16 protein-coding genes are annotated in these 23,170 nt (G+C 61.9%); 10 read left to right on the top strand and 6 right to left on the bottom strand.

The genetic code is table 11. From position 1 onward, the window contains the following. Positions 1 to 84: 84 nt before the first annotated feature. From O9Z63_RS03870 to O9Z63_RS03860, 3 genes are all read right to left on the bottom strand, one after another. On the bottom strand, positions 85 to 1,701 hold the full coding sequence (locus O9Z63_RS03870; RefSeq protein WP_333490333.1) for a SulP family inorganic anion transporter: 1,617 nt from the start codon (positions 1,699 to 1,701) through the stop codon (positions 85 to 87). A 161-nt stretch (positions 1,702 to 1,862) separates the two neighbouring features. Beyond that, on the bottom strand, positions 1,863 to 3,263 hold the full coding sequence (locus O9Z63_RS03865) for a HAMP domain-containing sensor histidine kinase (protein ID WP_270127988.1): 1,401 nt from the start codon (positions 3,261 to 3,263) through the stop codon (positions 1,863 to 1,865). 154 nt (positions 3,264 to 3,417) lie between these two features. Then, a complete protein-coding gene (locus O9Z63_RS03860) occupies positions 3,418 to 4,095 on the bottom strand; it encodes a response regulator transcription factor (RefSeq protein ID WP_044013200.1) in 678 nt (225 codons plus the stop codon). A 349-nt stretch (positions 4,096 to 4,444) separates the two neighbouring features. Here O9Z63_RS03860 and O9Z63_RS03855 point away from each other — a divergent pair, with 349 nt between their 5' ends. The 10 genes from O9Z63_RS03855 to O9Z63_RS03810 all read left to right on the top strand — a co-directional run bounded on the left by O9Z63_RS03855 (position 4,445) and on the right by O9Z63_RS03810 (position 18,928). Further along, entirely contained in the window at positions 4,445 to 5,176 is a 732-nt protein-coding gene (locus O9Z63_RS03855; protein WP_270127986.1) for a polysaccharide biosynthesis/export family protein, read from the top strand. 135 nt (positions 5,177 to 5,311) lie between these two features. Continuing rightward, positions 5,312 to 7,705: a GumC family protein gene (locus O9Z63_RS03850; protein WP_270127985.1), complete on the top strand. Its 2,394-nt coding sequence runs from the start codon at positions 5,312 to 5,314 to the stop codon at positions 7,703 to 7,705. A gap of 94 nt (positions 7,706 to 7,799) precedes the next feature. Then, positions 7,800 to 8,888: a hypothetical protein gene (locus O9Z63_RS03845; protein ID WP_270127984.1), complete on the top strand. Its 1,089-nt coding sequence runs from the start codon at positions 7,800 to 7,802 to the stop codon at positions 8,886 to 8,888. A gap of 89 nt (positions 8,889 to 8,977) precedes the next feature. Continuing rightward, the gene (locus O9Z63_RS03840) at positions 8,978 to 10,516 is read left to right on the top strand and encodes a lipopolysaccharide biosynthesis protein (protein WP_270127983.1); all 1,539 of its coding nucleotides are present in this window, start codon (positions 8,978 to 8,980) and stop codon (positions 10,514 to 10,516) included. 102 nt (positions 10,517 to 10,618) lie between these two features. Continuing rightward, positions 10,619 to 11,863, top strand: coding sequence for a glycosyltransferase family 4 protein (locus O9Z63_RS03835; protein ID WP_270127981.1), 1,245 nt, complete (start codon positions 10,619 to 10,621; stop codon positions 11,861 to 11,863). Beyond that, positions 11,860 to 13,182, top strand: a complete 1,323-nt coding sequence (locus tag O9Z63_RS03830; protein WP_270127980.1) for an O-antigen ligase family protein — start codon at positions 11,860 to 11,862, stop codon at positions 13,180 to 13,182. Before O9Z63_RS03835 ends, O9Z63_RS03830 begins: the two co-directional genes overlap by 4 nt. A gap of 3 nt (positions 13,183 to 13,185) precedes the next feature. Continuing rightward, positions 13,186 to 14,148, top strand: coding sequence for a nucleotide-diphospho-sugar transferase (locus O9Z63_RS03825; protein ID WP_270127979.1), 963 nt, complete (start codon positions 13,186 to 13,188; stop codon positions 14,146 to 14,148). A 38-nt stretch (positions 14,149 to 14,186) separates the two neighbouring features. Beyond that, positions 14,187 to 15,185, top strand: coding sequence for a glycosyltransferase family 2 protein (locus O9Z63_RS03820; RefSeq protein ID WP_270127978.1), 999 nt, complete (start codon positions 14,187 to 14,189; stop codon positions 15,183 to 15,185). Positions 15,186 to 15,229: 44 nt separating this feature from the next. Next, the gene (locus O9Z63_RS03815; RefSeq protein ID WP_270127977.1) at positions 15,230 to 16,069 is read left to right on the top strand and encodes a glycosyltransferase family 2 protein; all 840 of its coding nucleotides are present in this window, start codon (positions 15,230 to 15,232) and stop codon (positions 16,067 to 16,069) included. Between the two features lie 603 nt (positions 16,070 to 16,672). After that, the gene (locus O9Z63_RS03810; RefSeq protein ID WP_270127976.1) at positions 16,673 to 18,928 is read left to right on the top strand and encodes an Ig-like domain-containing protein; all 2,256 of its coding nucleotides are present in this window, start codon (positions 16,673 to 16,675) and stop codon (positions 18,926 to 18,928) included. 103 nt (positions 18,929 to 19,031) lie between these two features. On the opposite strand, the gene O9Z63_RS03805 is transcribed toward O9Z63_RS03810, so the two are convergent. The 3 genes from O9Z63_RS03805 to O9Z63_RS03795 all read right to left on the bottom strand — a co-directional run bounded on the left by O9Z63_RS03805 (position 19,032) and on the right by O9Z63_RS03795 (position 23,163). Next, on the bottom strand, positions 19,032 to 20,234 hold the full coding sequence (locus tag O9Z63_RS03805; protein WP_270127974.1) for a glycosyltransferase family 4 protein: 1,203 nt from the start codon (positions 20,232 to 20,234) through the stop codon (positions 19,032 to 19,034). A 249-nt stretch (positions 20,235 to 20,483) separates the two neighbouring features. Beyond that, positions 20,484 to 21,713 (bottom strand): glycosyltransferase, encoded by a 1,230-nt coding sequence (locus O9Z63_RS03800; RefSeq protein ID WP_270127973.1) that lies wholly within the window; start codon positions 21,711 to 21,713, stop codon positions 20,484 to 20,486. 64 nt (positions 21,714 to 21,777) lie between these two features. Next, on the bottom strand, positions 21,778 to 23,163 hold the full coding sequence (locus O9Z63_RS03795; protein ID WP_270127971.1) for a glutamate-1-semialdehyde 2,1-aminomutase: 1,386 nt from the start codon (positions 23,161 to 23,163) through the stop codon (positions 21,778 to 21,780). Positions 23,164 to 23,170: the final 7 nt, after the last annotated feature.

Genomic DNA, 23,170 nt, shown 5'->3' with positions numbered 1-23,170 from the left:
GAGTGGTGCTGCCCGAGGGCAGGTGTGGTAGTGCGGCAACCTGGCCTGCAGGCTCGTGAGAGAAAGACGGCGGACCCGGGCCGCCTAATGGCCCATTACCTCCACCTGCTGAATCCCGCGCAACTCCAGCTTCAGGCCCCGCTCGGGCGCCGACTGACGGAAGTTTTCGATGGCCTCCAGCACGTCGTAGTCAATCATTTCCGACTCGGTGCCGTCGAGGATGACGTGGCTGCCGGGGCCGAACTGCTCCAGCATCCGGATGACGCTGGCTTTGTTGAGGAAGGACACATGCTCGCCCAGCTTCAGATGGTAGACGCCGGCCGCCTGCAGCTCGGGGGTCTGGCGCAGGAAATAGGCCGACTCGTAGTGCGTTTTGAGGATATAGAAGATGCCGACCACCAGGCCAATCGTGACGCCCTTGAGCAGGTCGGTGAGTAGCACAGCCATCACCGTAATGATGAACGGCAGAAACTGCTGCCAGCCCAGCTTCCACTGCGTGCGGTACAGGGCCGGCTTAGTGAGCTTGTAGCCCACCAGTAGCAGTACGGCCGCCAGCGCCGACAGCGGAATCCGGTTGAGGATGGTTTCCAGAAACAGCAGGCTCGTGAGCAGCAGCAGGCCGTGGATGAAGGCCGACATGCGGGTCTGGCCGCCGGCGTTGATGTTGGCCGAGCTGCGCACGATAACGGCCGTCATGGGCAGGCCGCCAATCAGGCCGCTGATGATGTTGCCGGCGCCCTGGGCCATCAGCTCGCGGTTGGTGGGCGTGGACCGCTTGTGCGGGTCCAGCTTGTCCACGGCTTCCACGCTGAGCAGGCTTTCCAGTGAGGCAACGATGGCAATGGTGAAGGCCACCATCACGAAACCCGGCTTGACCACGGCCGACCACTGCGGAAACGTAAACACGCCCACAAAATCCGACCAAGAATTGATATTGGGCAGCTGCACCAGGTGCTCGGGCCGCACTTTCAGCACGGGCAGGGCAATATCGAGCAGCGAGCTGAGCGCAATCGACAGCACCACCACCACCAGCGCCGACGGTATCAGCCGGAATACGGCAATACGCTTAGCCAGCACATTTTCCCAAAACACCAGCACCCCCAACGACACCATGCCGATAAGCGCGGAGCCCCAGCCGAACGAACGCAACGCCCCCGCCAGCGCCGAAAACGTGTTCTGGCCGTCGAACTGCAGGAACGTCATGTCCTCGAAGTAGTCGGTATCCACTCCGAGCAGGTGCGGAATCTGCTTCAGAATCAGGATGAGGCCGATGGCGGCCAGCATGCCCCGGATAACGGACGTGGGGAAATACAGCCCGATGATACCGGCCCGGACGAAGCCCATTACTACCTGCAGGATGCCGGCTACCACCGTGGCGGCCAGCATGGCTTCAAAGGAGCCCAGCGTCTGGAGCGCCGACAGCACAATTGCCGTGAGGCCAGCCGCGGGGCCGCTCACACTCAGTTGCGAGCCGCTAAGCCACGACACCAACAAGCCGCCCACAATTCCGGTAATCAGGCCCGCCATCAGGGGAGCCCCCGAGGCCAGCGAAATGCCCAGGCACAGCGGCAGCGCCACCAGAAACACCACAAGACCAGCTGGCGCATCTTTGCCCAAAGAGCTGAATACGCCGCCGGGGGCGGCCATCGGAACCGGGACGGACGCCGTCTGTTGCGGCGGAGCCGGAGCTATTTCGGGCATGGGTAGAAAAGTGGAGTGGGCTATGCCAGCTGTGCAGCCGGCACGGTTAGAAGGAGCAGTCCACAAGTCTAAGGCGGCCTAATTAAGACCCGGTTAAAAGAGAATTAAAAGCGAGTTAAATCGTCGAAGCCCTATACATAAGCTGTATTTCCATTGCCCGATTATCCCAGCGCAGGCCACTCCAGCCACACCTGCGTGCCTTGGCCCAGCTCACTATCTACCCGGATAAGGCCGCCATGCAGCGCCATAATCTTGGACGTGAGCGGCAGGCCAATGCCGTGCCCGGGCACCATGCGGATAGCCTCGGCCCGGAAGAAGGGCACGAACACCTGCAGCCGGTCGGCTTCGCTCATGCCCACGCCCTGGTCGCGCACTTCCAGCACCACGCGCGAGGCCGTGGTAGTGAGGCTGGCCACGATAGGCGCGGCCGTGTTCTTGGAGAACTTGCAGGCATTTTCCAGCACGTTCAGGAACGCCGATAGCAGCAGGGCCTCGTTGCCGCGCACCGCAAACGGCTGGCGCACCATGGCCGGCACGTCGCCGAACTCCAGGTCGACGCGGCAGGTGGGGTTGCGGCGCTGCACTTCTTCGTGGGCCTGCAGCAGCAACTCGTCGAGGCGTAGGGTGGTGAGCGGCACCTGCGAGGGGTCGTCGGAGGCGCGGGCAATCTGGAGCAGGCCGTTGGTGAGGTCCTTGAGCAGGCGGGCCGCATCGAGGGTGCTCTGCAGCACGCGGCGGTACTCCTGCGGGCTCCGCTCCTGCTGCAGCAGCGCCACTTCCAGCTCGCCAATCAGCACCGTGAGGGGCGTGCGCAGCTCGTGGGAGGCGTCGCGCACGAAGGTGCGCTGGCCGGCGAAGGCCGTTTCAAGCCGGTCGAGGAGCTGATTGAAGCGCTGGGCCAGATGGGCAATTTCGTCGTAGCCGTCGGCCTGTGAGAGGCGCCGGTGCAGGTCCGATACGGTGATGCTGTCCACTTCGCGCACCACTTTCTGCATGGGCCGGAGCGCCATGCCGGCAAAAAACCAGCCCCCGATGCTCACCATAATAAACGACGAGAGCAGCCCGAAGGCCAGGATGTTGCCCAGGCTGCGCAGCTTGTCGCGGCTATCCGTATCCACCGACGAGGCCACCACCACAAAGTCGCCCCGGCGGGCGTCGCGGTAGAGCAGCCCCACCGTCTGGTGGTAGTTGGATAGCAGCTGCACTTCCCGCCCCTCCTGCCGCACGGCGCTCAGCAGGCTCACGGGCACCGGCACGTCGGACAGCTGCCCTTCCCGAAACACCACCTTGTTGCGGACGTCGTACACGCGCACCTCCTCTTCCGGCAGTGTGCGGTAGAACTGGCGCAGGTAGCGGCGGTACGAAGCCCGGCTGGCCTCATCGGCCCGGCCGGTACCATCAAGGTACACGTGGGCCACGATGCGGGCGCGCGCAAACAGGTTTTCGGTGAACGACTCCTGCCGGGCCTGGGCCGTGAAGAAGTAGATAACCAGCGAAAACAGCAGCAGCGTAAACGCCAGAATAGCCGCAAACTGCAGCGCCAGCCGAAGGCGTATCGTCATGTGGGAGTTTTAGGGATTAGGGATGAAGGATTGTGGATTAGGGATTAGGGATGAAGGATTGGGGATTAGGATACAGGTCCAATCTGATGTAAGAATCCAGGCCCGATTCCTAAGCCACAGTCCCTAATCCTTCATCCCTAATCCCAAAAAAAGTCTACTCTTCCTTCATCACGTAGCCCATGCCTACCAGCGTGTGGATGAGCTTGGGGGTGAAGTCCTTGTCGATTTTCTTGCGGAGAAAGTTGATGTACACGTCGATGACGTTGGAGCCGGTGTCGAACGAGGTTTCCCAGACGTGCTCCAGAATATCAACCCGCGAAATGACCCGGCCCTTGTGGCGCAACAGGTACTCCAGCAGCGAAAACTCCCGCGCCGTGAGCTGAATGGGCTGCCCGGCGCGCTGCACCAGCTTGCTGCCCGGGTCCAGGGTGAGGTCGGCGAGCTGCAGCACGGCGGCGGCGGCAGCAGCCTCGGGGCGCCGCCGAACCAGGGCGCGCACCCGGGCCAGCAGCTCCTGGAAAGCAAAGGGCTTCACCAGGTAGTCGTCGGCGCCGGCATCGAGGCCGCGGATTTTGTCGTCGGTTTCGCCCAGGGCCGTGAGCATCAGGATGGGGACGGCCGGGTTGTGGGCCCGCACCTGCCGGCAGACTTCCAGGCCACTCAGGCCCGGGAGCAGGTTGTCGAGGATAATCAGGTCGTGTTGGCCGGAGAGGGCCAGCCGGAGGCCGGTGGGTCCATCAATGGCCACTTCTACGTTGTGTTGTTGCTCCGTCAGGCCTTTATGCAGAAAGGCGGCCACTTTGGGCTCGTCTTCCACCAGCAGGATTTTCATGCAGCGGGAGGTTAGGGTGATGCCGGAATCCGACAGGCCGAAGGTACAGCCTTCAGCGTATCCGGCCCAGTGTGCTGCCCAGGCACCCTAGCAGCCTGAAACATAGATTTTTACCTATACACAGCACAATCAGCACTGTTATCAGTGCAATATTTTATTTAAAAAATTTAATAAATACTTGCTTTTGCCATTTCAATACAACATTTTTATAAAAAAGTGCCAGTCAGTAATTTTTGCTTTATATCGTGTTACTGGCCTTTTCCCGCTCCTTTCTCACTACGTTTTGCCAGCCATGCCGTATTCCGCCGTTTCGTCTGCTGTTCGCTTGGTGCTGTTGGGTGTGTTACTGTTGAGTACTACGCTGGTTTCGTGCGTTTCCACGCGCGACGTCAGCTATTTACAGGGTAATTATTCGGCCCAGCCCACCAGCGTGGTCAACCAGCCCGCCGAGTACCTGATTATGCCTAATGATGTGCTGTACATTAAGGTGCAGAGCGCGCAGCCAGAGCTAACTAAGGCATTCAACCTGCACGAAAACGAGCTGGTATTCAACCAGTCGGACCCCGGCTCACTGTACGTCAATGGCTACGTGGTTGACAATACCGGCAACATTCTGGTCCCGACGGTGGGCAAGGTGCCGGTGAAAGGGCTCACCATCAGCGCCGCCCAGGAATTGGTGCAGAAATCGATAGCCACTTACGTGCGCAACGCCACGGTGGTGCTGCGGCTGGTGAGCTTCCGGGTAACGGTGCTGGGCGAGGTGAAAACGCCGGGCCGCTACACCATTTTCAACGACCGGGCCACGGTGCTGGAGGCTCTGGGGCTGGCCGGCGACCTGACGCCTCTAGGCAACCGCCGCAATGTGAAGCTGATCCGGCAAACCAAGGACGGGTCGCAGGTGATGCTGCTCGACCTCACGCGCCCGGAGCTGCTCAGCTCGCCCTACTATTACTTGCTGCCCAATGATGCCTTGTACGTGGAGCCGGTGAAGGCCCTGACGCAGCGCGGCAACTCCGTGAACCTAGGGCTGCTGTTTTCGGGCCTGGGCACGGCTGCCCTGCTGTACGGCCTCTTCCGATAAGACCTGCAAAAACATGTCACAAAACCATTTTTAAATATAACTATAGTAAATTAAGGTTTTCCGCTACGCTACCTCGAAGCCGCTGGGTTCCCGCCTGCTTTATCCTGTCACACCTCCTGCTTTTCCTCTGATGCTATGGCTACTCATCAAACTCCTTCCACGGCCGACGAGCTAAATTTGAGCAACATGCTGTTCAAGCTCCGGGCACGCTGGTACTACTTTGCGGCGTCGCTGGTGCTGGCATTGGGGGCTGCTTTTTTCCTGGCCCAGCTGCTGCCAGTACGCTACGGGTTCAAATCGACGCTGATGCTATCCGAGCGCGCCACCGGCTCACGCCACGCGCAGGATCTGCTTACGACCGATAACAAGGAGCACGAGACGAAAACAGAGGACGAAATCGGACTGCTGACCTCGGCCGGCCTGGTAAGCCAGGCGTTGCAGGGGCTGGACTTCGGCGTCAGCTACCACGTGGTGCCCGATGTATGGGTGAATGCGCTCCGGCCGCTTAAGACGCAGGAGTTGTACGGCGCCGAGGTGCCCCTGCGGGTGCTGGTCGACAGCGCCTCGCCGCAAGCAACCGGGGTGCGCTATTTCGTGGAAACGCTGCCCGATGGCCGACTGCGGGTGCAGGCCGAAGGCAAGCGGGTGCCGGTGGTGCAGTACCAGACGGGAGCCATGCTTAACACCGTGCCAGAGTTCAGCTTCGAACGAACGGTGAACCCAGGAGAGATAGTACAGGGCCCTTACTCGCGCTTCACCATTGAGGGCAGCACGGCGGCGCTCGGCGGCCAGAAGTTCTTCTTCGTGCTGCATACGCTGCCAGAACTAACCAGCGCGTACCGCAGTGGCCTACTGGTAAAACCGATTGAGCGCTACTCACGGGTGCTGAACCTGACCACGAAAGGGGCCGTGCCCGCCAAGGAGTTGCGCTTTCTGGATGCGCTGATGCACACCTACATTGCCAACGACCTCAACGACAAAAACCGGGACGGACGCACGGCGCTGTCGTTCATCGATTCGCAGCTGGGCAAGGTCGGCGACTCATTGCGGCGCGCCGAATCGGCCGTAGCTACGTTCCGGGGGCAGCGCGGCCTGGTGGACGCTACGCAGCAGGCCACTTCCGATCTGCAGATGCGCAGCCAGCTGGAAAACGAACGGTCCAGAGTCCTGAACGCCCGCCTGGCCTACCTGAACGTGCTCAGCTACCTGCGGGCCTCTCCCGATGGCGACGCCGTGAGCTCGGCCACGGGCCTGGGCGTGGAAGACCCGGTGCTCAACAGCCAGATTATGGAGCTGGCCCAGCTCAACAGCCAGAAGGCCGGGCTGGCCGTGGAAGCCTCCGAAGACAACCCGGTGGTGCAGGCCCTCAACAACAAGATTCAGGGCCGACGGGCGGCGCTGCTGCGCAACCTCACCAACCTCGTCCGCTCCTCAGAAGCGGCTCTGCGCGGCTACGATCAGCGGCTGGGCGCCGTACGAAGCAGCATCAGCCAGCTGCCGGAAAACGAGCGCCAGTTGGCGCTGCTGCGCAGCCAAGCCGACATCAACGACAAAAACTACACCTTCCTGCTGCAGAAGAAAACCGAGGCCGCCGTGACGCTGGCCACCAACACCAGCGACAAGAAAGTGGTGGACCAGGCCGCCATGGAAAGCAGCGACCCGCTGCCGCCGCTGCCCTCGCAGCTCTACCTGATTGCGCTGGTGCTGGGGCTGGCGATTCCGGCGGGCTTCATCCTGCTCCGCGACCGGGCCGACCAGACCGTGCAGACCGTCGACCAGATCAAGAGCGTGACGAGCGTGCCGTTTCTGGGGTTGATTGCCGATGCCGGCCGGTCGACGAAGCTGGTGCGCCATGAAATGCCCAAATCGGCCGTCACAGAGTCGTTTCGGACGGTGCGCATCAACCTGCAGTACGTGAGTGGCGGCACGCAGCAGAAGGTGATTGGCTTTACTTCCGCAGTTTCGGGCGAAGGTAAAACGTTCTGCTGTGCCAACCTGACGGCGGAGCTAGCCTTGTCGGGTAAGCGTGTGGTGCTGATCGAGACAGACCTGCGCAAGCCCACCATGAGCGGCTACTTCGACTTCTCGGCGCAGCGGCCGGGGCTGTCGTCTTATCTGCGGGGCGAAATCACGCTGGCTGAGGCCCTGCAGCACCCCGGCCACATTCCGAACCTGGACGTGCTGGCGGCCGGTCCCATTCCGGACGATGCCATGGCCCTGCTGGAAAACCCGCGCTTCGGCGCCCTGATCGACCTGCTCAAAAAGGAATACGACTACGTGGTGCTGGATGCGCCGCCGGTGGGGCTGGTTTCGGAATACCACATCCTGCGGCAGTACATCGACGTGTCGGTGTTTGTGGTGCGCCACCGCTACACGCAGCGCACCAGCCTGCAGCACCTGCAGGAGCTTGCCGACAGTGCCCACCCCGGCACGCCGGCCGGCCAGGTGTACGTGCTGCTCAACAACGTGAATTTCCACGATACCTACGAGTACCACTACAAGAGCCAGGCGGCCTACTACTCGGTGTAGCAGTGCGCTGGCGACACGCTTTTGGCTTTGGGCGGCACCACGCCCGGGCCGGGTGCAGCTCCCTCCTCCTTTCCAACCCTCTCCCTCCAGCCTCATGGCCATCGTAACGAGCCTTTGCGTGGACACGGCCGGCACTCCGGCCTCGGTGTATCCGCAACTCCTTGATGTGGGCGCGCAGGAACGGCGCCGGGTGTACTGGCAGTGTACGGTGGTGTTCTTCGCGACCTCCGTACGCTGCAACCCCAGCGTGACACACCTGTTTTACACCAACGATGAGGCGCCCGCTTGCTGGGAGGGCACCGATTACCGGGCGTTTCTGCTGGCGATGGGGGTGCAGATCCGACCGTTGGCGTTCGAGGAGTTCTGCCCGCCGCCGGCCTTCGGCACTGAGTTTCGCAACGCCTTCTACAAGCTGGAAGTATTGCGCGAGCTGGCCCGGCCGGAGGCAGAAGCCGGCAGCCTCCTGCTCGATTCCGACTGCGTCTGGACGCGGCCAGTGCCGGCCCTGCTGGAACTGCTGCGCCAGCCCGACACCCTGCTGCTGCTCGATGCCGAACCCGACACCGGCCCCGACACCAAAGTGCACGGCCTCAGCCGCCGCGACATCGGCCACTTGTACCGGCAACTCGACCCGACCTATCCGGTAGCGGTGCCGCGCCACTACGGCGGCGAGTTGCTGGGCGGGAGCCGCCAACGCCTCGCCGAGGTTGCCGCCGAGCTGCAGGCGTTCTGGGCGATGGTGCTGCGCGACTACCCCACGGCGGCGCCTCGTTTTGCCAGCGGCCGCAGCCTCTTCGACGGCGACGAGTACCTAACCAGCTACGTGTATAACCGCCTAGCGCGGCCGGGAACGGATGCCAGCCCGTTCATTCGGCGCATCTGGACTTCGTACCGCAAAACCGACGTGCGCGCCACCGATATACAGCTGCCTATCTGGCATCTGCCCAACGAGAAAAACCAGGGCCTGCCCATTTTGTGCCGCCGGGTGCTGGACCCACACAGTACTTTCTGGCAAACGCCGCCTACCGAACTGGCCGCGTACCTGGGCCGCTTTCTAGGCGTTCCGCGGCCGCTGTGGCACCCGCAGCGCCTGCTGATCCTGGCCCGGAAGCTGCCCCGGTTGCTGGTGGTACTACGGCGGCTCCTGTCGCCGCCGCCCCGCCTGACGCTTAGCCCCGGCTAGGCGCATAGCAGCCCGCTGTTTCTGTTCATGTCGTCCGCCGCTCCTGCCTCCCGTTGTCTTCTGCGCAGCCCGTTGCTTTTGCTTCTGCTATGCCTGCTGTCTCTACATCTGCCATTCCGGCCAGCACCCTTCGCGGCCTGCGCTGGAGCCTGATTGCCACCGGCCTGATTGCCGTGCTGCAATTCGTGTATTCCGGGATTATGTCCCGCCTGCTCACCCCGGCCGACTTTGGGCTGATGGGAATGGCTATGGTGGTTATCAGCTTTGGGGGCTACTTTGCCCACATGGGGCTGGAGCAAGCGCTCATTCAGCGGGCCACGCTGGAGCCGGTGCACATCCGGGCCACCTCTACCGTAGCCATCGGGCTGGGCATCCTGGTCACCAGCCTGATGTGGGGGCTGGCGCCGCTGGCGACACTGCTTTTCAAGGAGCCGGGAGTGGTGAGCGTGCTGCGCGGCATGTCGCTCACGTTTGTGGTAAACAGCCTTGGCGCTACGTCGCAAAGCCTGTTGCGCCGCCGTATGGCCTTCGATCTGCTGGCCCGCATAGAGCTGGGCGCCTTTCTGGTGGGGTATGGTGTTGTTGGCTTGGGCATGGCGTGGGCAGGCTGGGGCATCTGGAGTTTGGTAGGCGCCACGCTCTGCAATCTGCTGGTAAAGGCCGTAGCGGCCTGGCTATGTGTGCGGCACAGCCTGCGCCCGCCGTTGTGCTGGGCCCATTATCAGCCCCTTGTCAATTTTGGCGGAGCGGTATCGGTGGTGAGTTCGCTGGAATACGTAGGTGCCAACCTGGACCGGCTCAGCATTGGGCGGCTGCTGGGTACCTACACGCTGGGGCTCTACAACCGCACCTTTTTTCTGGTACAGCTGCCGCTGTACCAATTCACTGACAGCATTTCGCGGGTGATGCTGCCCTCCTACAGCAGCCTGCAGCACGACCTCCCGCGCCTGCGGCCGCTCTACCTCACCTCCCTCAGCTTGTCGGCGTGGGTGATGCTGCCGATGGCGGCCGGCATGGCTACCGCCGCCGACCCGCTGGTGCGGGTGGTGCTGGGGCCCCAGTGGGGCGCCGCGGTACCGTTGCTGGGGCCACTGGCCCTGATGGTAGGCGCCCACCTGCTTACCATCTATAGTGGCTCGCTCTGCGAATCGTTGGGCAAGCTCCAGTTCAAGGTGTGGCTGCAGCTGGGCTTTATTGCCGTGCTAGGGGCCGGGCTGCTGCTGACGGCGCCCTACGGGTTGCGGGCCATGGCCCTGACGGTGCTGCTGGCGGAGCTGCTGCGCCACGGCGCCTACCAGTTTGCCATCCACCGCTACCTGCATGTTCCAGCGACCGACCTGTGGGGGGCTTACTGGCCGGCGCTCTGCACGGCCCTGGTGCTGGCCCTGGTGCTAGGCACCGCGCAAACTGGCTTAGCCCGGCTGCACGTGGCCGCGCTGCCGCAGCTGCTGCTGCTGATGGCGCTGGGAGTAGCCGCGCTACTGGGCCAGCTGGCTATGCCCTGGAACCGCACAGTCCGGCTCTCGCTCTACCACGAGGTGGACGCCCACCTCGGCAGCGGCCAGTTGCGCGACTGGCTGCTGGCGCTCTTAAACCCCTCAGCTGCTGTACTCGGCAGCAAGCAATAGCCTGACTACCCAACCTGAATACCGCGCTATCTGACAGCTATTTATACCGAAACCCTACCGTCCTGCTGCCACCTATTGCTTCACTTCAGGCTTTCTCGCACCATGAAAATCGGTTTGGCTACTCCCATTGATATTGAAGTGCTGAGTCCGCACCTCAACCTAGCGGCTGGCACTGTGCTGCCGCAGGGCCTGGGCGGCAGCGCGACTACGCCTCTGGTGCAGGGGTTGCTGGCCGCCGGCCATACGGTATCGGTATACACGCTGGGACACAATATTTCAGAGCCAGTGATACTGCGCGGCCCGCACCTGACCGTGTACGTGGGCAATTTTCGGCCTCGCGCCCGGCAGCACTGCCCCGACCTGTTTGCCGCGGAAGCCGCGCTTGTCCATCAGTTCATTGACCTCGATGAGCCTGATATCGTGCACGCACACTGGGCTTACGAGTTTACCCGCGGTGCTCTGGCCAGCGGGCGGCCACACCTTATCACCCTCCACGACAATCCGTGGAAGGTGCTGCGCTACCAGCCCGACTTGTACCGGGTAGTGCGGCTGGTGCTTAAGCTCTGGATGCTGCACCGAGGCCGCAATTTTTCGGCTGTGTCACCGTATCTGGTGGAGGCGCTGCGCAGCCGCACCCGGAAGCCGGCGCTGGTGCCCAATGCCGTGCTGCCGGCCCCTGGCGGCGTGCGCGCCTTCCCGAATGGGCCGCGGCGACGCATCATATCCATCATTACGGGCTGGTCGGAGCTGAAAAACGTTGCCACGGCACTGCGGGCGTTCCAGACGGTGCGGCGCCAGCTGGGGCCCGGCCTCGAGTACTGGCTATACGGGCCCGATTATGGCCAAAATGAAGCCGCCCAGCAGTGGGCGCTATCCGAGGGCCTGGCAGAAGGCGTGCATTTCGGCGGATGCCTGCTCCACGAGGAGTTGCTACAATGCCTGCCCGATTTCGACTTGCTGCTGCATCCTTCCCGGGAAGAATCGTTTGGCCTGACGCTGGTGGAAGCCATGCAGGCCGGCTTGCCTGTGGTGGCAGGCCGCCACTCGGGCGCTGTGCCCTGGGTGCTGGAGCAAGGCCACTGCGGAGTGCTCACCGATATCAACTCGCCAACCGCCATTGCGGAAGCCTTACAGGAGCTACTTACGCAACCGGCCCGCTACGAGGAGCTGAGCGCCCGGGGAGTAAGCCGGGTGGCCAAGCACTTCTCCCAGGCCGCCGTGACGGCAGCCTACGAGCGACTCTATGCGCAGGTGCTCGGCTACCCGCCCAGTACACTTACCTCTGACCACGAAAGCTGGCCGCCGCCAGCCCAACGCTGTTCCCTTCCCTTGCTTGAGCTGCCATGAAAATCAGTCTACGCTATTGCTACATCGTGGGCATGCTGGTGCTGCTGCTCTCCGACCCGCTGTTTTCAGACCTGCTCACCGGCCACGCCCCCGAAGAAGACCTGGGCCCACATCCGGCCCATACCTTCACGCTGGTGTACACCCGCTTATTCGCCCTGCTGTCGGTGGTACTTAGCGTGCTCTATTACCGGTACCTGCACGGCATGGCCCGGGGAATTTTCTGGGCCACGGTAGTAGCCACGGCACTGCTGGCAGCAGAGTCCTACTGGTTCTACGACACGCCTATGGTGTATCCGCATGTGTTTCAGAAGCTGCTGATTCTGTTTGCCATTCCGGCCTTCTATGGCTTCTATGCGCGGGTGGGCCGCATTACACTCGCCGACCTTATTCCGCTGATCTGGGTGGCCCTGGCACTGAATCTGGTGCTGGTCAACTCCGATGTATTAAGCCTGGGGGCCTTCCTGGCCCACAACCGGGGGCTGTATGCCTCTTCGGCCTACCTGCTGATGCTGCCGCTGCTGTATCATTTCAACGAGTACCTGGCCGGCCGCCAGATGCGGCATCTGCTGCTGTTTTTCCTGGCTGCACTGGCCATCTTTTTCTTCCAACACCGCACAGTATGGGTCACCTCCGCGCTGGCGCTGGTTCTGAATGTGGTGCTGGTGACCCGCGCGGCTCCCCGCCGGCTGGGTGGCGCGGCCGGGCCCTTGCTCTTGGGCATTCCACTGCTGGCGGTGTCGCTGGCGGCTTCCTTCATTTTGGTGTCGTATCCGGAGGTGCTTGATAAGCTGGCCGCCAACTTCTCCGACATCGAAAACCACAGCACCCAGGGCACGGGGTCGTGGCGGGTGCTGCAGTTCGAATCCTACTGGCCATTCGTGGAAGAACACCCGGTACTGGGTATGCGCCTGGCAGGGTTTGAGCTGCCGGTGCAGTTCTACAACCCCGAGAGCAATCAGCCTTTCTTTGAGGATGGGCACGGCCACAACCTGCACAGCTTCTACCTCGAAACGCTCTTTTACTTCGGAGGCGTAGGGCTGGTGTTGTTTGTGCTGCCTCACCTCTCCGTGATGCGCCAGCTGCTACGGCGCGTGCCCGTGGCGCCCGAAGCCCTGACCTGGGCCGTGCTCATCGTCACGAACCTGGTATATGCCTACTCCTACTGCCTGCCGTCTTTTTTCTACGGCTTCATCGGGTTTGGGCTGCTGCGTATCCGGCAACTGACGCCAGCGCCGCCGCCTACCCTGCGCCCGAATACGCCACAGCAGCCTGCCACCCCAGCCCCGGCCACGCCGGCCCGCCTGCCTTTTCCTGTCTGAGCCATGCTGACTTCCGCTGCCCCTTCTGTTCGCCCTGCCGTGGCTGCGCCGCCACGGGCTGCGGTGCTGTTTATCGTCTTCAACCGGCCCGACGTGACGCTGCAGGTGCTGGCCGCCATCCGGGCAGCAAAGCCGCCCCGCCTCTACGTAGCCGCCGATGGCCCACGGCCTCAACGCCCCACTGAGGCGGCCAGCTGCGCCACCCTGCGCCAGCAGGTGCTGGCCACTATCGACTGGCCCTGTACCGTAACCACCCTATTTCGGGATGAGAACCTAGGATGTCGCCGCGCCGTGAGCGAGGCCATCAGCTGGTTTTTCGAGCACGAAGAATGCGGCATTATTCTGGAAGATGACTGCCTGCCGCACGCCAGCTTCTTCCCCTACTGCGAAGAGCTGCTCCAGCGCTACGCCCACGATACCCGCGTGCTGCACATCAGCGGCAGCAACCTACTGCGCGGCTGGCACCGCGACCCAGACTATTCCTACTTCTTCTCCCAGTATGTAGGCATCTGGGGGTGGGCCACCTGGCGCCGGGCCTGGCAGCTCTACAATGTAGCTACACCACAACTACCTGAGCTTGAGCGCAAAAATTATTTCTGGCGGCGCTTTTTCCACCAGTTGGAGCAGCGCATGGCCTTGCAGCCGCTTTGGGCCACGCACAACGGCCAGCTTGATACCTGGGACTATCAGTGGGCTTTCACGCTGCTCAGCCAATCGGGCCTGAGTATCACGCCGAGCGTCAATCTGATTTGCAACATTGGTTTTGGCAGCCAGGCTACCCACACCCACAATGTAGGGCACCCCTGGGCCAACCTGCCTACCCAGCCTATGCCGCTGCCGCTGCGGCATCCGGCCTTTATGATGCGTGATACGCTTTCCGACTACCGGCAGTGGCGCTCCACCCTGCGCGACAAGGCCGTGGCGCGGGTGCGCCAGCTAGCTGCCGTCTTTTCTGTGACCCTGTAAGCCTGTTTCCCATCTCCTACCTTCTATTCCACTCAACGATGGCCGCACTTCAACTCTCCATCATCGTGCCTACCTACAACCGCCTGCCAGACCTGCAGCGCGTACTGGGGCAGTTACAGCGCATGTCGCGCCCAGCCGGCCTGAGCCTGGAAATTCTGGTCAGCGACAATTCCACCGAGGACGACACGCAGCAATGGTTTGCGCGGGAGCAGCCGGCCGGCATGATCTATCACCGCAACGCCCAGAATCTGGGCCAGTACAACAACTGCAACTTGGCCATCCGGCGGGCCCGGGGCGAGTGGGTGCAGATTCTGCACGACGACGACGAAATCACGCCCGACTACCTGCATGCCCTGCAGCCCTATCTCACCGATCCGGACCTGGTGCTAGTTACCGGGCGCAGCATCTTCGTGGGTACCAATGCCGCCCAGGTGCAGCAGCAGCACGACCTGCGCTTGCAGCAGTTGCAGTTCACGTATCCGGCCCGGCTCAATGGGCGTCATCTGTTTACCCAGACCCTACAGCTGGGCTGCCCTTTTATTATCTCGCACTCGCTCATGCGCCGCCAGGCGGTGCTGGCCGCCGGCAGCTTCAAGGAGCAGCTGCGCTACACCGGCGACTTCGACCTGTGGCTGCGCATGATGATGCGCGGTGATTTTCAGGTGGTGGACGCCGTGATGGGCAACTACCACCTGCACCCCGGCAACCAGATTTCCACCCGCACCACGCGGTGGGCCATGTATATGGAAAGCTACTGCCATGCCCTGTACTACCTGGCCCCTTTGCAGCACTACGACCCCGCAGGAGCCGCGGCTTTCCGCCAGACCCTTTCCCGGGAAGTGCCCAAACTACGCTTCATTTCCGGGCAGCTGTTGCAAAACCGTAGCCTTAGCCGGCGCCTCGATACGTTGCTGCAGCGCCACAAGCTACTGGCCCGCACCACCCCGGCCTCCCTGCCCTACATGCTGCTCAATGCCCTGCCCGCCGAACTGGGCGGCCAGCTCTACCGGGGCCTGATGAATGCTCTGCCCGCCTGACAAGGCCAGTTGCTTTTCTCTTTGCTGTTTTAATGTAATGCCCTATGCTTTACATCGTCATTCCGGTTTTCAACCGCCTGGCTTACACCCGGGCCTGTCTTGATGCCCTGCGGCAGCAGACACACCAGTCCTTCCGCACCATCATCGTAGACGACGGCTCTACCGACGGCACCGCCGCCGTGCTGGCTGCCGAGTATCCCGAGGTAACGGTGTTGCCGGGCACCGGCTCCCTGTTCTGGACCGCCGGCGTGAACCTGGGGTTGCAGCACGCCCTCGACCAGGGCGCCGACTGGCTGATGACCATGAACAACGACGTGGTACCCTACCCTGACTTTGTGGCCCAGATGATGCAGGCGGCCAATAGCCGGCCACCTGCCCTGTACGGGGCTTTTGAGCTGGATGCCCGCACCCAGGAACCCATCTACGCCGGTGGCTGGCTGAACTGGCGCACCGGCAGCTTCCGGCGCCTGCTCGACGAAGTGCCGGCCGACCAACGCCGGGGCCAGCGCCCCACCGAGTACCTGCCCGGCCGCGGGTTGCTTATTCCCCGGGTTGTGTTTGAGCGCATCGGGCTGTTTGCGGCCGAGCTTCTCCCTCACTACTATGCCGACTACGATTTCACCCACCAGGCCCGGCTGGCCGGGTTTGAGGTGTATCTGAACTTCGATGCGCGCCTGGGCACCTACCCTGACGAAAGCGGGGACCAGAAAAACCGGCAGCAACGGACGTTGCGCAACTATTACCAGCACCTGTTCAGCATCCGAGGCGGAGCCAATCTGCGGGATTTCACGCAGTTTGCCCGCCGCAACTGTCCCCCGCGTGACCTGCCGCTGTGCCTGCTGACCGGGTATTCGCGGCGGTTGGTGGGCTACTTCCTAAGATAGGCTTCTTGCTGGCTGTGGCTGGCTGGCCTGCTCGCCGCTTATGCGCGGCAGGCAGGCCAGCCTTTTTTCAGTCCAGTCGCTGGTATCATACAGCTTCTTACTAGTAGAGAAGCAAGGTTTTACTTTCATTTTCAGGTATTTACTACTGCAAGGCGGCCGGTTTTTGTACATGATTTTGGCCTGCCCGCGCAGAATGTGGCGCGAGAAACAAAAGTTGAACCCCCGAACGGGTAGCGTCAATCTTTCCCAGCAATAATTCAACGTTGATTAAGCTTATCCTCCAAATTCCTATTTGGCAGAAAAATACTTCAACTATCATCGCGCAATAGTTCAATTACGGCAAAAGCAATTACTAGCACCATTCCTTAATCTATACATGATTTTTTTAATATGTGAACTTATATACACTATTCATATGTATGCTATTACTACATATTTACGCGTCTTATCAGGCTATTACTTACAAGACGATATAAGTTTTCTTTCCTAACTTTGCCGTAGTCAAAACATCCTTTTCGTCCTTTCACCTCTTAAAAAGTGCAAATGCTGAAGAAAAAGAAATTTGGAGTGTCTGCTTATGTGCAGACCTATGTGTCGTTGGTTGTGTTACTCTTTTTCACCACGTTTTGCGCCCACGCTCAATCAGATGGCGGCCTGACCGGCCTTACGGCCAGCGGCCCTGTTACTATGGATGGCCAGAGCAACCGTGTCATTGAGAATCTGGTGATTACCAATTTCTCTGCCACACCAGCCATCAAGCTCACAAACTGCTCCAACATCACAATTCGTCGGGTGTCGCTCCGGAATGGCCAGAAGCTGGGCGTTGACCTCTACAACTGCTCGAATATCACCATCGAAGATTCGTACTTCGAGAACCTGATTGGTGGTATTTATGCCCAGAACGGCACGGGTGGGCTTGTGGTGCGCCACAACAATTTCAAGAACATGAACATGGCCGATGCCCGCGGGCAGTTCATCCAGTTCAACAATTGCACGGGTGCCGGCAACATCATCGAGTACAACTACGGCTTGAACATTGCAGGCCAAAGCAACCCGGAAGATGCCATCAACATGTTCATGACCAGCGGCACGTCCAGCAGCCCGCTGCTCATTCGCAACAACTACATCAACGGCGGTGGCCCCAGCGCTTCGGGCGGTGGTATTCTGGTGGGCGACACCGGTGGCTCGTACTGCACGATTGAAAACAACGTGGTTATCAACCCCGGCCAGTATGGCATTGCCAACACCGGCGGCACCGGCAACAAGATCCTCAACAACGTAGTATTTGGCCGTCAGCAGAGCTTCACCAATGTGGGCATCTACCTGTGGGGCGGTCCACGTCTGGTAGAAAACTCTACCGTAACCGGCAACAAGGTAAACTGGGTGAACAGCGCTGGCCAGCAGAACCCCTTCTGGACGCTGAACACGCCTGGCTTGGTGGAGAACAACAACAGCTGGGGCGACCAGTCGATTACGGCCAGCTACCCGGCACCTGCCGGCGCCGGTATCCGTCTGAACGGTGGCAGCACGCCGACTCCCACTCCTACCCCAACGCCGACGCCAACCCCCACTCCGACTCCAACCACTCCTCCGGTAACCCCGGTGGCTGGCACCGGCGCCCTCTACCGCGCCATTGACTTCAACGGTAGCGCCAGCAGCATTGATGGCAACAACTGGGAAGGTGACAACGCCCCTAACGTAACGCACAACGGCCAGCGCTTCAGCAACAACAATGTTGCCCTGAACCCTGCCACCGATGCGGCTCGCACAAGCATGATCCGCTCTTCGATCTACAGCAATGCGCTGCAACTGACGGTAGCCAACGTGCCCGCCGGCCAGTACGCCGTGTATGCATACGTTTGGGAAGACAACTTTGCGGGCGTCGTGAACCTGAACGTACAGGGCCAGCGTGTCCTCAGCAACTTCAACACGGGCTCGGCTGGTAGCTGGCAGCGGGTTGGTCCGTTTGCCGCTACGGTAGGCACCAATGGCCAGCTGCAACTGACCTCGTCGGGCGGCGACCTGAATCTCTCGGGTCTGGAAATCCGCACGACCAGCACCGCACCGGCAGCCAACGTAGCTCCCCGCGCCCAGCTGGCCACCTCGGCCTCTACCCTGGCGGCCGGCGGCAGCGTAACGCTGACGGCTACGGCCTCGGACACGGATGGTACCGTAAGCAAAGTGGAGTTCTTCCGGGGCACCACGAAGCTGGGCGAAGACCTCACCGCCCCGTACACCTTCACCTGGAGCAACGTAGCCGCCGGCGCGTATTCGCTCACGGCTAAGGCTACCGACAACGCGGGTGCCAGCACTACCTCGGCCGCTGTAGCGCTTTCGGTAACGGCTCCGGCTCCTGTGGCGGCCACGTTCTACCGCGCCGTAAACGTAGGTGGCGCGGCCACTACCCTCGATGGCAAAGCCTGGGGAGCTGGCAACAGTGCTAACTTCTCGGTGGTGTCCGGTAACCCATTCACGGCCAACAACGTGACCCTGACGCCCGCCACCGATGCTACCCGCGCCAGCGTAATCCGCTCTTCGGTGTGGAGCCGCAACCTGGACGTGCGCATGACGGCCGTCCCGAACGGCACTTATGAAGTGTACCTGTATGTGTGGGAAGACAACTTCGCTACCACCTACAACATGGCCATCAACGGGCAGACGGTTGCCTCGAACCGCAACAGCGGCGCGGCTGGCAGCTGGTCTAAGATTGGCCCGTTCGTAACCAGCGTCACCAACGGCACCATTGCGGTAACCTCTTCGGGCGGCGACGCTAACCTGTCGGGTATCGAAGTGCACACCCGCCCCGCTGCCCGCACGGCCAGCAACACGACCACTACTTCGACCGGCGCAGGCCAGTAAAAGCAACGTAGTACCTGCCCCATTGGTGGCAGCACAAAGAAAACGCCCGGCCGGATGGTCGGGCGTTTTCTTTGTGCTGCCACCAACGGGGCAACTGTGTTGGCTACAACAGATACTGGTCGGCCATGCGGGTGAGCGACTTTTTAGCGGAAAACTTCTTCCGGTAGAAGGCAAAAGCCTTATCCCGCCAGTCCTCCAATCGTCCGTCCTGCTTCATGGCGTACATTTCCAGCAGCGCCTCGTCAAAGCGCTCCGTGTCGGGATTGATCCAGAAGCCATAGTTCTCGGCGGGGTTTTCCGGCCGGAAGTCGTTCATGCCCCAGCCCTGATACAGGATGACGGGCACCTTGCACGCAATGGCCTGCAGGATGACGTTGCCGAGCCCTTCCCAGTGCGAAGAGAAAATGAAGCCATCAGAAGCCCAGAACACCTTGGGCAGATAGTCAATGTAGTTGAGGAAGATGACGTGCTGCTCGATACCCAGCTTCTGCACGTAAGCGCGCTCCTGCGGCAGGTTTTCGCCGGTACCGCGGTGCAGAAACACCAGGTTGGGCAGCCGGTCTTTCACGCGGGCCACGGCATCGAAAATTTCGTTGTGGCACTTTTTGTCGTTGCAGGTGCCCACCGTAAGCACCACGAAGGCGTCCGGCGCAATGCCAATTTCCTGGCGGGCGGCCGCAGCCTGCTCGGGCGTAGGGGGCCGAAACTCGTTTTCATCAATCCAGTTGTAGACAATGGTGGTTGGGTTGCGGAAATGCTCCTTCTCCACCGTCTGCACCGACTCGCCAATGGCTACGTGGCGGACATCGAGCACGTGCGTGGCCAGCCAACGGTGAAATGTGCGCTTCAGGCGCAAATACGGGCCGTACTGAAAGTATACGTCGTGGTGCGTGTGCACAATGCGCGCCTTCGGGAAAGCCAGCCGAATGGCCAAGCAGTGCCAGATAAACAGCCCCTCCAGATGCAGGTGCACCACATCGGCCGGATGCTGGCGCAGGTACCGATACAGCTCAATGAACGACCCCAGATTGCGACGGGCCGGCAGATGCTCTACGGGGTATCCGGCCCGGGCAAGCGTAGGGGCGTACGGCCCAAACTCCGGCCCGCGGGCCAGAATAGCGCCCTGCAGCCCGCGCGACTCAAAGTATTCCTTGGCATCATACACCATTACTTCGGCGCCGGAGTAGCGCAGTTCCCACAGAATGTGCAGCAGGCGGTGCGTGGGCTGTTGCTGGGCGGTGGCAGGTGGCACGAGAACTTCAGACTCAGACAGAACCGGAGCAGAAGGATACATCAGGGTTTCCATGCGGACAGGGTTAGCAAAGCAGTGAAAATTCGGCAACAGCCCACGCCGGACGTATCCGGCCTCGACAGCACTTGACTTAAATTTAACAGAAGCACCTTCAAATACACAAACTATTATTATATTTTTTATAAATATATTTTAATATTAAATCCTGAATATAATTGAAGCGAAAAGGCAGCGCCCCAGCGGCCTCACGCCCGGCACCGGGCACGCTGAGTCTTCAGTAACGATTGTTCGGCGGCGTGCATCTCACGCGTGCTCGTACTGCATGGGTTTGGCAACGGCCGGTAGCTTATCACGCGCTTCAGCTACGGCAGCCTGGTAGAGGGCAAGCAGCCACGCGTAGTTGACGGCGGGGGTATACAGCGTTTCGTAGCTGGCCCGGCCGGCGGTACCCAGGCGGGCCGCCAGCGCCTCATCCGCGAGCAACGCCTGCGCGGCCTGCGCCAGGCCTTCCGGGTCGCCGGGCTCAAACAGCAGCCCGTTGACACCCGGTTTAACCATTTCGCCCGGGCCACCGCGCCGCGAGGCCAGCACCGGCGTACCGCTGGCAAAAGCCTCCAGCACCACCATCGGCATGCCTTCCACGCATTCCGATGGCATCACCAGGGCGCGGCAATGGCGCATGGCCGCTGCCACCCCAGTCCCATCAGCCGGTCCCTGATAGCGCACCGAGGGCGTGGTAGACGCGCACGCCTCTACCGCCGCCCGCAAAGGCCCATCCCCGACCACCACCAGCGGCAGCGCGTGCGTGGCGGCGGCAGTCAGCAGGGTTTGCAGGCCTTTTTCAGGTGAGAGCCGGCCTACAAACAGCAGGTGCCCGGCACGCTGGCTGTCAGGTTGTGGCGCGCCCGGATCGGCAATGAAGTTGGGTTTATAAGCCACCTGCTCCGCCCGCAGCCTCAGCGACGAGTCGAGGATGCGGCGGCGGGCAAATTCCGTGAGCACCAGGTAGCGCGCCACGCCGGTTTGCCAGGTGCCCAGCAGCTTGTGCAGCCCGGTCTGGGCAGCCACCGCCGCGGTTTGCAGCCGCGAGTTGCGGTAGAGGCCCCGCCGCACGGCATCCCACGGAAACAGCTGGTGCACGCTTTTCTCGTACACCTGCCCATCGGCGTAAAGCAGAGCCCCGGGGCAGATGAGGCGGTAATTGTGCAGCGTCATCACCACGGGGACTCCGGCCTGGCGGGCGGCCCATAGCACTGCCGGCGAAGCCACCGGAAACAGGTTATGGATGTGGAGGATATCGGGCTGAAAATCCTCGATAGCCTGCCGCAGCCGGCGTGCGCTGGCAGGGTTGTAGAACCCAAACAGACCCGCTTTCAGCTTGGCCCAGATGCCGGTTCCCAGCTCCTGGTTATGAAATTCCAGGGTTTCCACCGGATGACCGTGCGCCCGCAGCAAATCCCGCTCGGCCCGGAACACGGCGTCTTCGCCGCCGGGCTGCTGGTAGTAGTTGTGCAGGAGCAGAATGCGCAGCATTGTGTAGAAAGCAGGTTGAAAGCAGGAAACTCACTAGCACGAACAGGCGGCGGGAGCATGACAGTTAGTTGCGGGAGCGGTACACTGATTTCACCGGCTCGCCTGCCAGATAATGCTCCACGCCATCCTCCAGCGCCCGGCGGTATACGCCCAGCACCTCATACAGCCGCTCCAGCACCTGGTTGATGATGGCCGGCGTATGCGAGTAATTGACAATCAGGGACGGCATGAGCAGGCCCCGGCGCATGGTTTCCTGCAGAAACAGGGTCCGCAGGGCGGCCGAGTGCTGGCCGTGGGCGTCGCGGGTGGTGTAGATGAGGCCGCAGGGCTGGCCCACGGCCTGCACCTGGGCGGCCACGCCCTGCTCGTGGGCGGCCTGCTGCAGGCCGGCAGCCAACTGCCGGCCCACCTGCCACAGGTGGTCTACCACGGGCTGGGTGCGGTATTCGTGCATCACGGCGCGGGCAGCAGCCAAGGCGTGGGTTTCGGCCCCGTATGTGGTGGAAAGCAGAAACACCCGTTCCTGCGCGTGGTGCAGCCCGCCCAGCTCCATCAGCTCACGCCGCCCGGTGAGGGCAGCCAAGCTAAAGCCGTTAGCTAGGGCCTTGCCCCAGGTGCTCAGGTCGGGCCGGACGCCGTGGTAGCCCTGCGCCCCGTGGTTGTGCCAGCGAAAGCCAGTGATGATTTCATCGAACACGAGCACCGCGCCGTGCTGGTCGCAGAGGCGGCGCAGGCCAGCCAGGAAGCCCGGCGCCGGCGGCACGTCTTTCTCCACTTCCAGCAGCAGGCAGGCAATCTGGCCGGGGTGCGCGGCAAACAGGGCTTCGGCGCTGGCCAGGTCGTTGTAGCGGAAGCCCACGGTGAGGGCCTGCACCGCCCGCGGAATGCCGGCGGCCAGCGGCGTGGTGCCCATAAACCAGTCGTCGCAGGAAAAGAACGGGTGGTCCTGGCAGATGGCGACCAGGTCGCGGCCGGTGGCGGCGCGGGCCAGCTTGACGGCGGCGCTGGTGGCATCGGAGCCGTTTTTGGCAAACTTCACCATGTCGCCGGCCTGGGTGAAGTCCAGGAAGTCTTCGGCGGTTTCCAGCTCCAGCACCGCCGGCCGGCCGAAGTTCACGCCCAGCTCAAGCTGCCGGCGGGCGGCAGCCACCACCGGGGCGTAGGCGTGGCCCAGCGTAACGGAGCGCAGCCCGGCCCCAAACTCGATGAACTCGTTGCCATCCACGTCCCAGACCCGGCAGCCCTCCCCCCGCGCGATGTACGGGGCCATGTGCTCTGGGAACTGGTCGTCACCTTTGGCGTAGGTGTGCGCGCCCCCTGGAATGGCAGCGTGAAAGCGGGCCTGCAGCGCCTGGGAGCCCGCAAAGCCGGGGCTAGCCTGGGCCTGAAGTGGCGGAGAAAGAAAGTCGGTTTCCATGGGCAGCGGTACGGAGTGAGAAAGCAAAGCCATACGGGCA

This window comes from Hymenobacter yonginensis, assembly GCF_027625995.1.
Taxonomy (GTDB): Bacteria; Bacteroidota; Bacteroidia; order Cytophagales; family Hymenobacteraceae; genus Hymenobacter; species Hymenobacter yonginensis.
Note: the sequence above shows the minus strand (reverse complement) of the source record. Positions and strands in the feature narration are given on the sequence as shown.

What these genes read in the sequence shown, in the direction of transcription:
- O9Z63_RS03870 (WP_333490333.1), bottom strand. Translation starts at nt 1,701, where the DNA reads ATGCCCGAAATAGCTCCGGCTCCGCCGCAACAGACGGCGTCCGTCCCG.
- O9Z63_RS03865 (WP_270127988.1), bottom strand. Translation starts at nt 3,263, where the DNA reads ATGACGATACGCCTTCGGCTGGCGCTGCAGTTTGCGGCTATTCTGGCG.
- O9Z63_RS03860 (WP_044013200.1), bottom strand. Translation starts at nt 4,095, where the DNA reads ATGAAAATCCTGCTGGTGGAAGACGAGCCCAAAGTGGCCGCCTTTCTG.
- O9Z63_RS03850 (WP_270127985.1), top strand. Translation starts at nt 5,312, where the DNA reads ATGGCTACTCATCAAACTCCTTCCACGGCCGACGAGCTAAATTTGAGC.
- O9Z63_RS03845 (WP_270127984.1), top strand. Translation starts at nt 7,800, where the DNA reads ATGGCCATCGTAACGAGCCTTTGCGTGGACACGGCCGGCACTCCGGCC.
- O9Z63_RS03840 (WP_270127983.1), top strand. Translation starts at nt 8,978, where the DNA reads ATGCCTGCTGTCTCTACATCTGCCATTCCGGCCAGCACCCTTCGCGGC.
- O9Z63_RS03835 (WP_270127981.1), top strand. Translation starts at nt 10,619, where the DNA reads ATGAAAATCGGTTTGGCTACTCCCATTGATATTGAAGTGCTGAGTCCG.
- O9Z63_RS03830 (WP_270127980.1), top strand. Translation starts at nt 11,860, where the DNA reads ATGAAAATCAGTCTACGCTATTGCTACATCGTGGGCATGCTGGTGCTG.
- O9Z63_RS03825 (WP_270127979.1), top strand. Translation starts at nt 13,186, where the DNA reads ATGCTGACTTCCGCTGCCCCTTCTGTTCGCCCTGCCGTGGCTGCGCCG.
- O9Z63_RS03820 (WP_270127978.1), top strand. Translation starts at nt 14,187, where the DNA reads ATGGCCGCACTTCAACTCTCCATCATCGTGCCTACCTACAACCGCCTG.
- O9Z63_RS03815 (WP_270127977.1), top strand. Translation starts at nt 15,230, where the DNA reads ATGCTTTACATCGTCATTCCGGTTTTCAACCGCCTGGCTTACACCCGG.
- O9Z63_RS03805 (WP_270127974.1), bottom strand. Translation starts at nt 20,234, where the DNA reads ATGGAAACCCTGATGTATCCTTCTGCTCCGGTTCTGTCTGAGTCTGAA.
- O9Z63_RS03800 (WP_270127973.1), bottom strand. Translation starts at nt 21,713, where the DNA reads ATGCTGCGCATTCTGCTCCTGCACAACTACTACCAGCAGCCCGGCGGC.
- O9Z63_RS03795 (WP_270127971.1), bottom strand. Translation starts at nt 23,163, where the DNA reads ATGGCTTTGCTTTCTCACTCCGTACCGCTGCCCATGGAAACCGACTTT.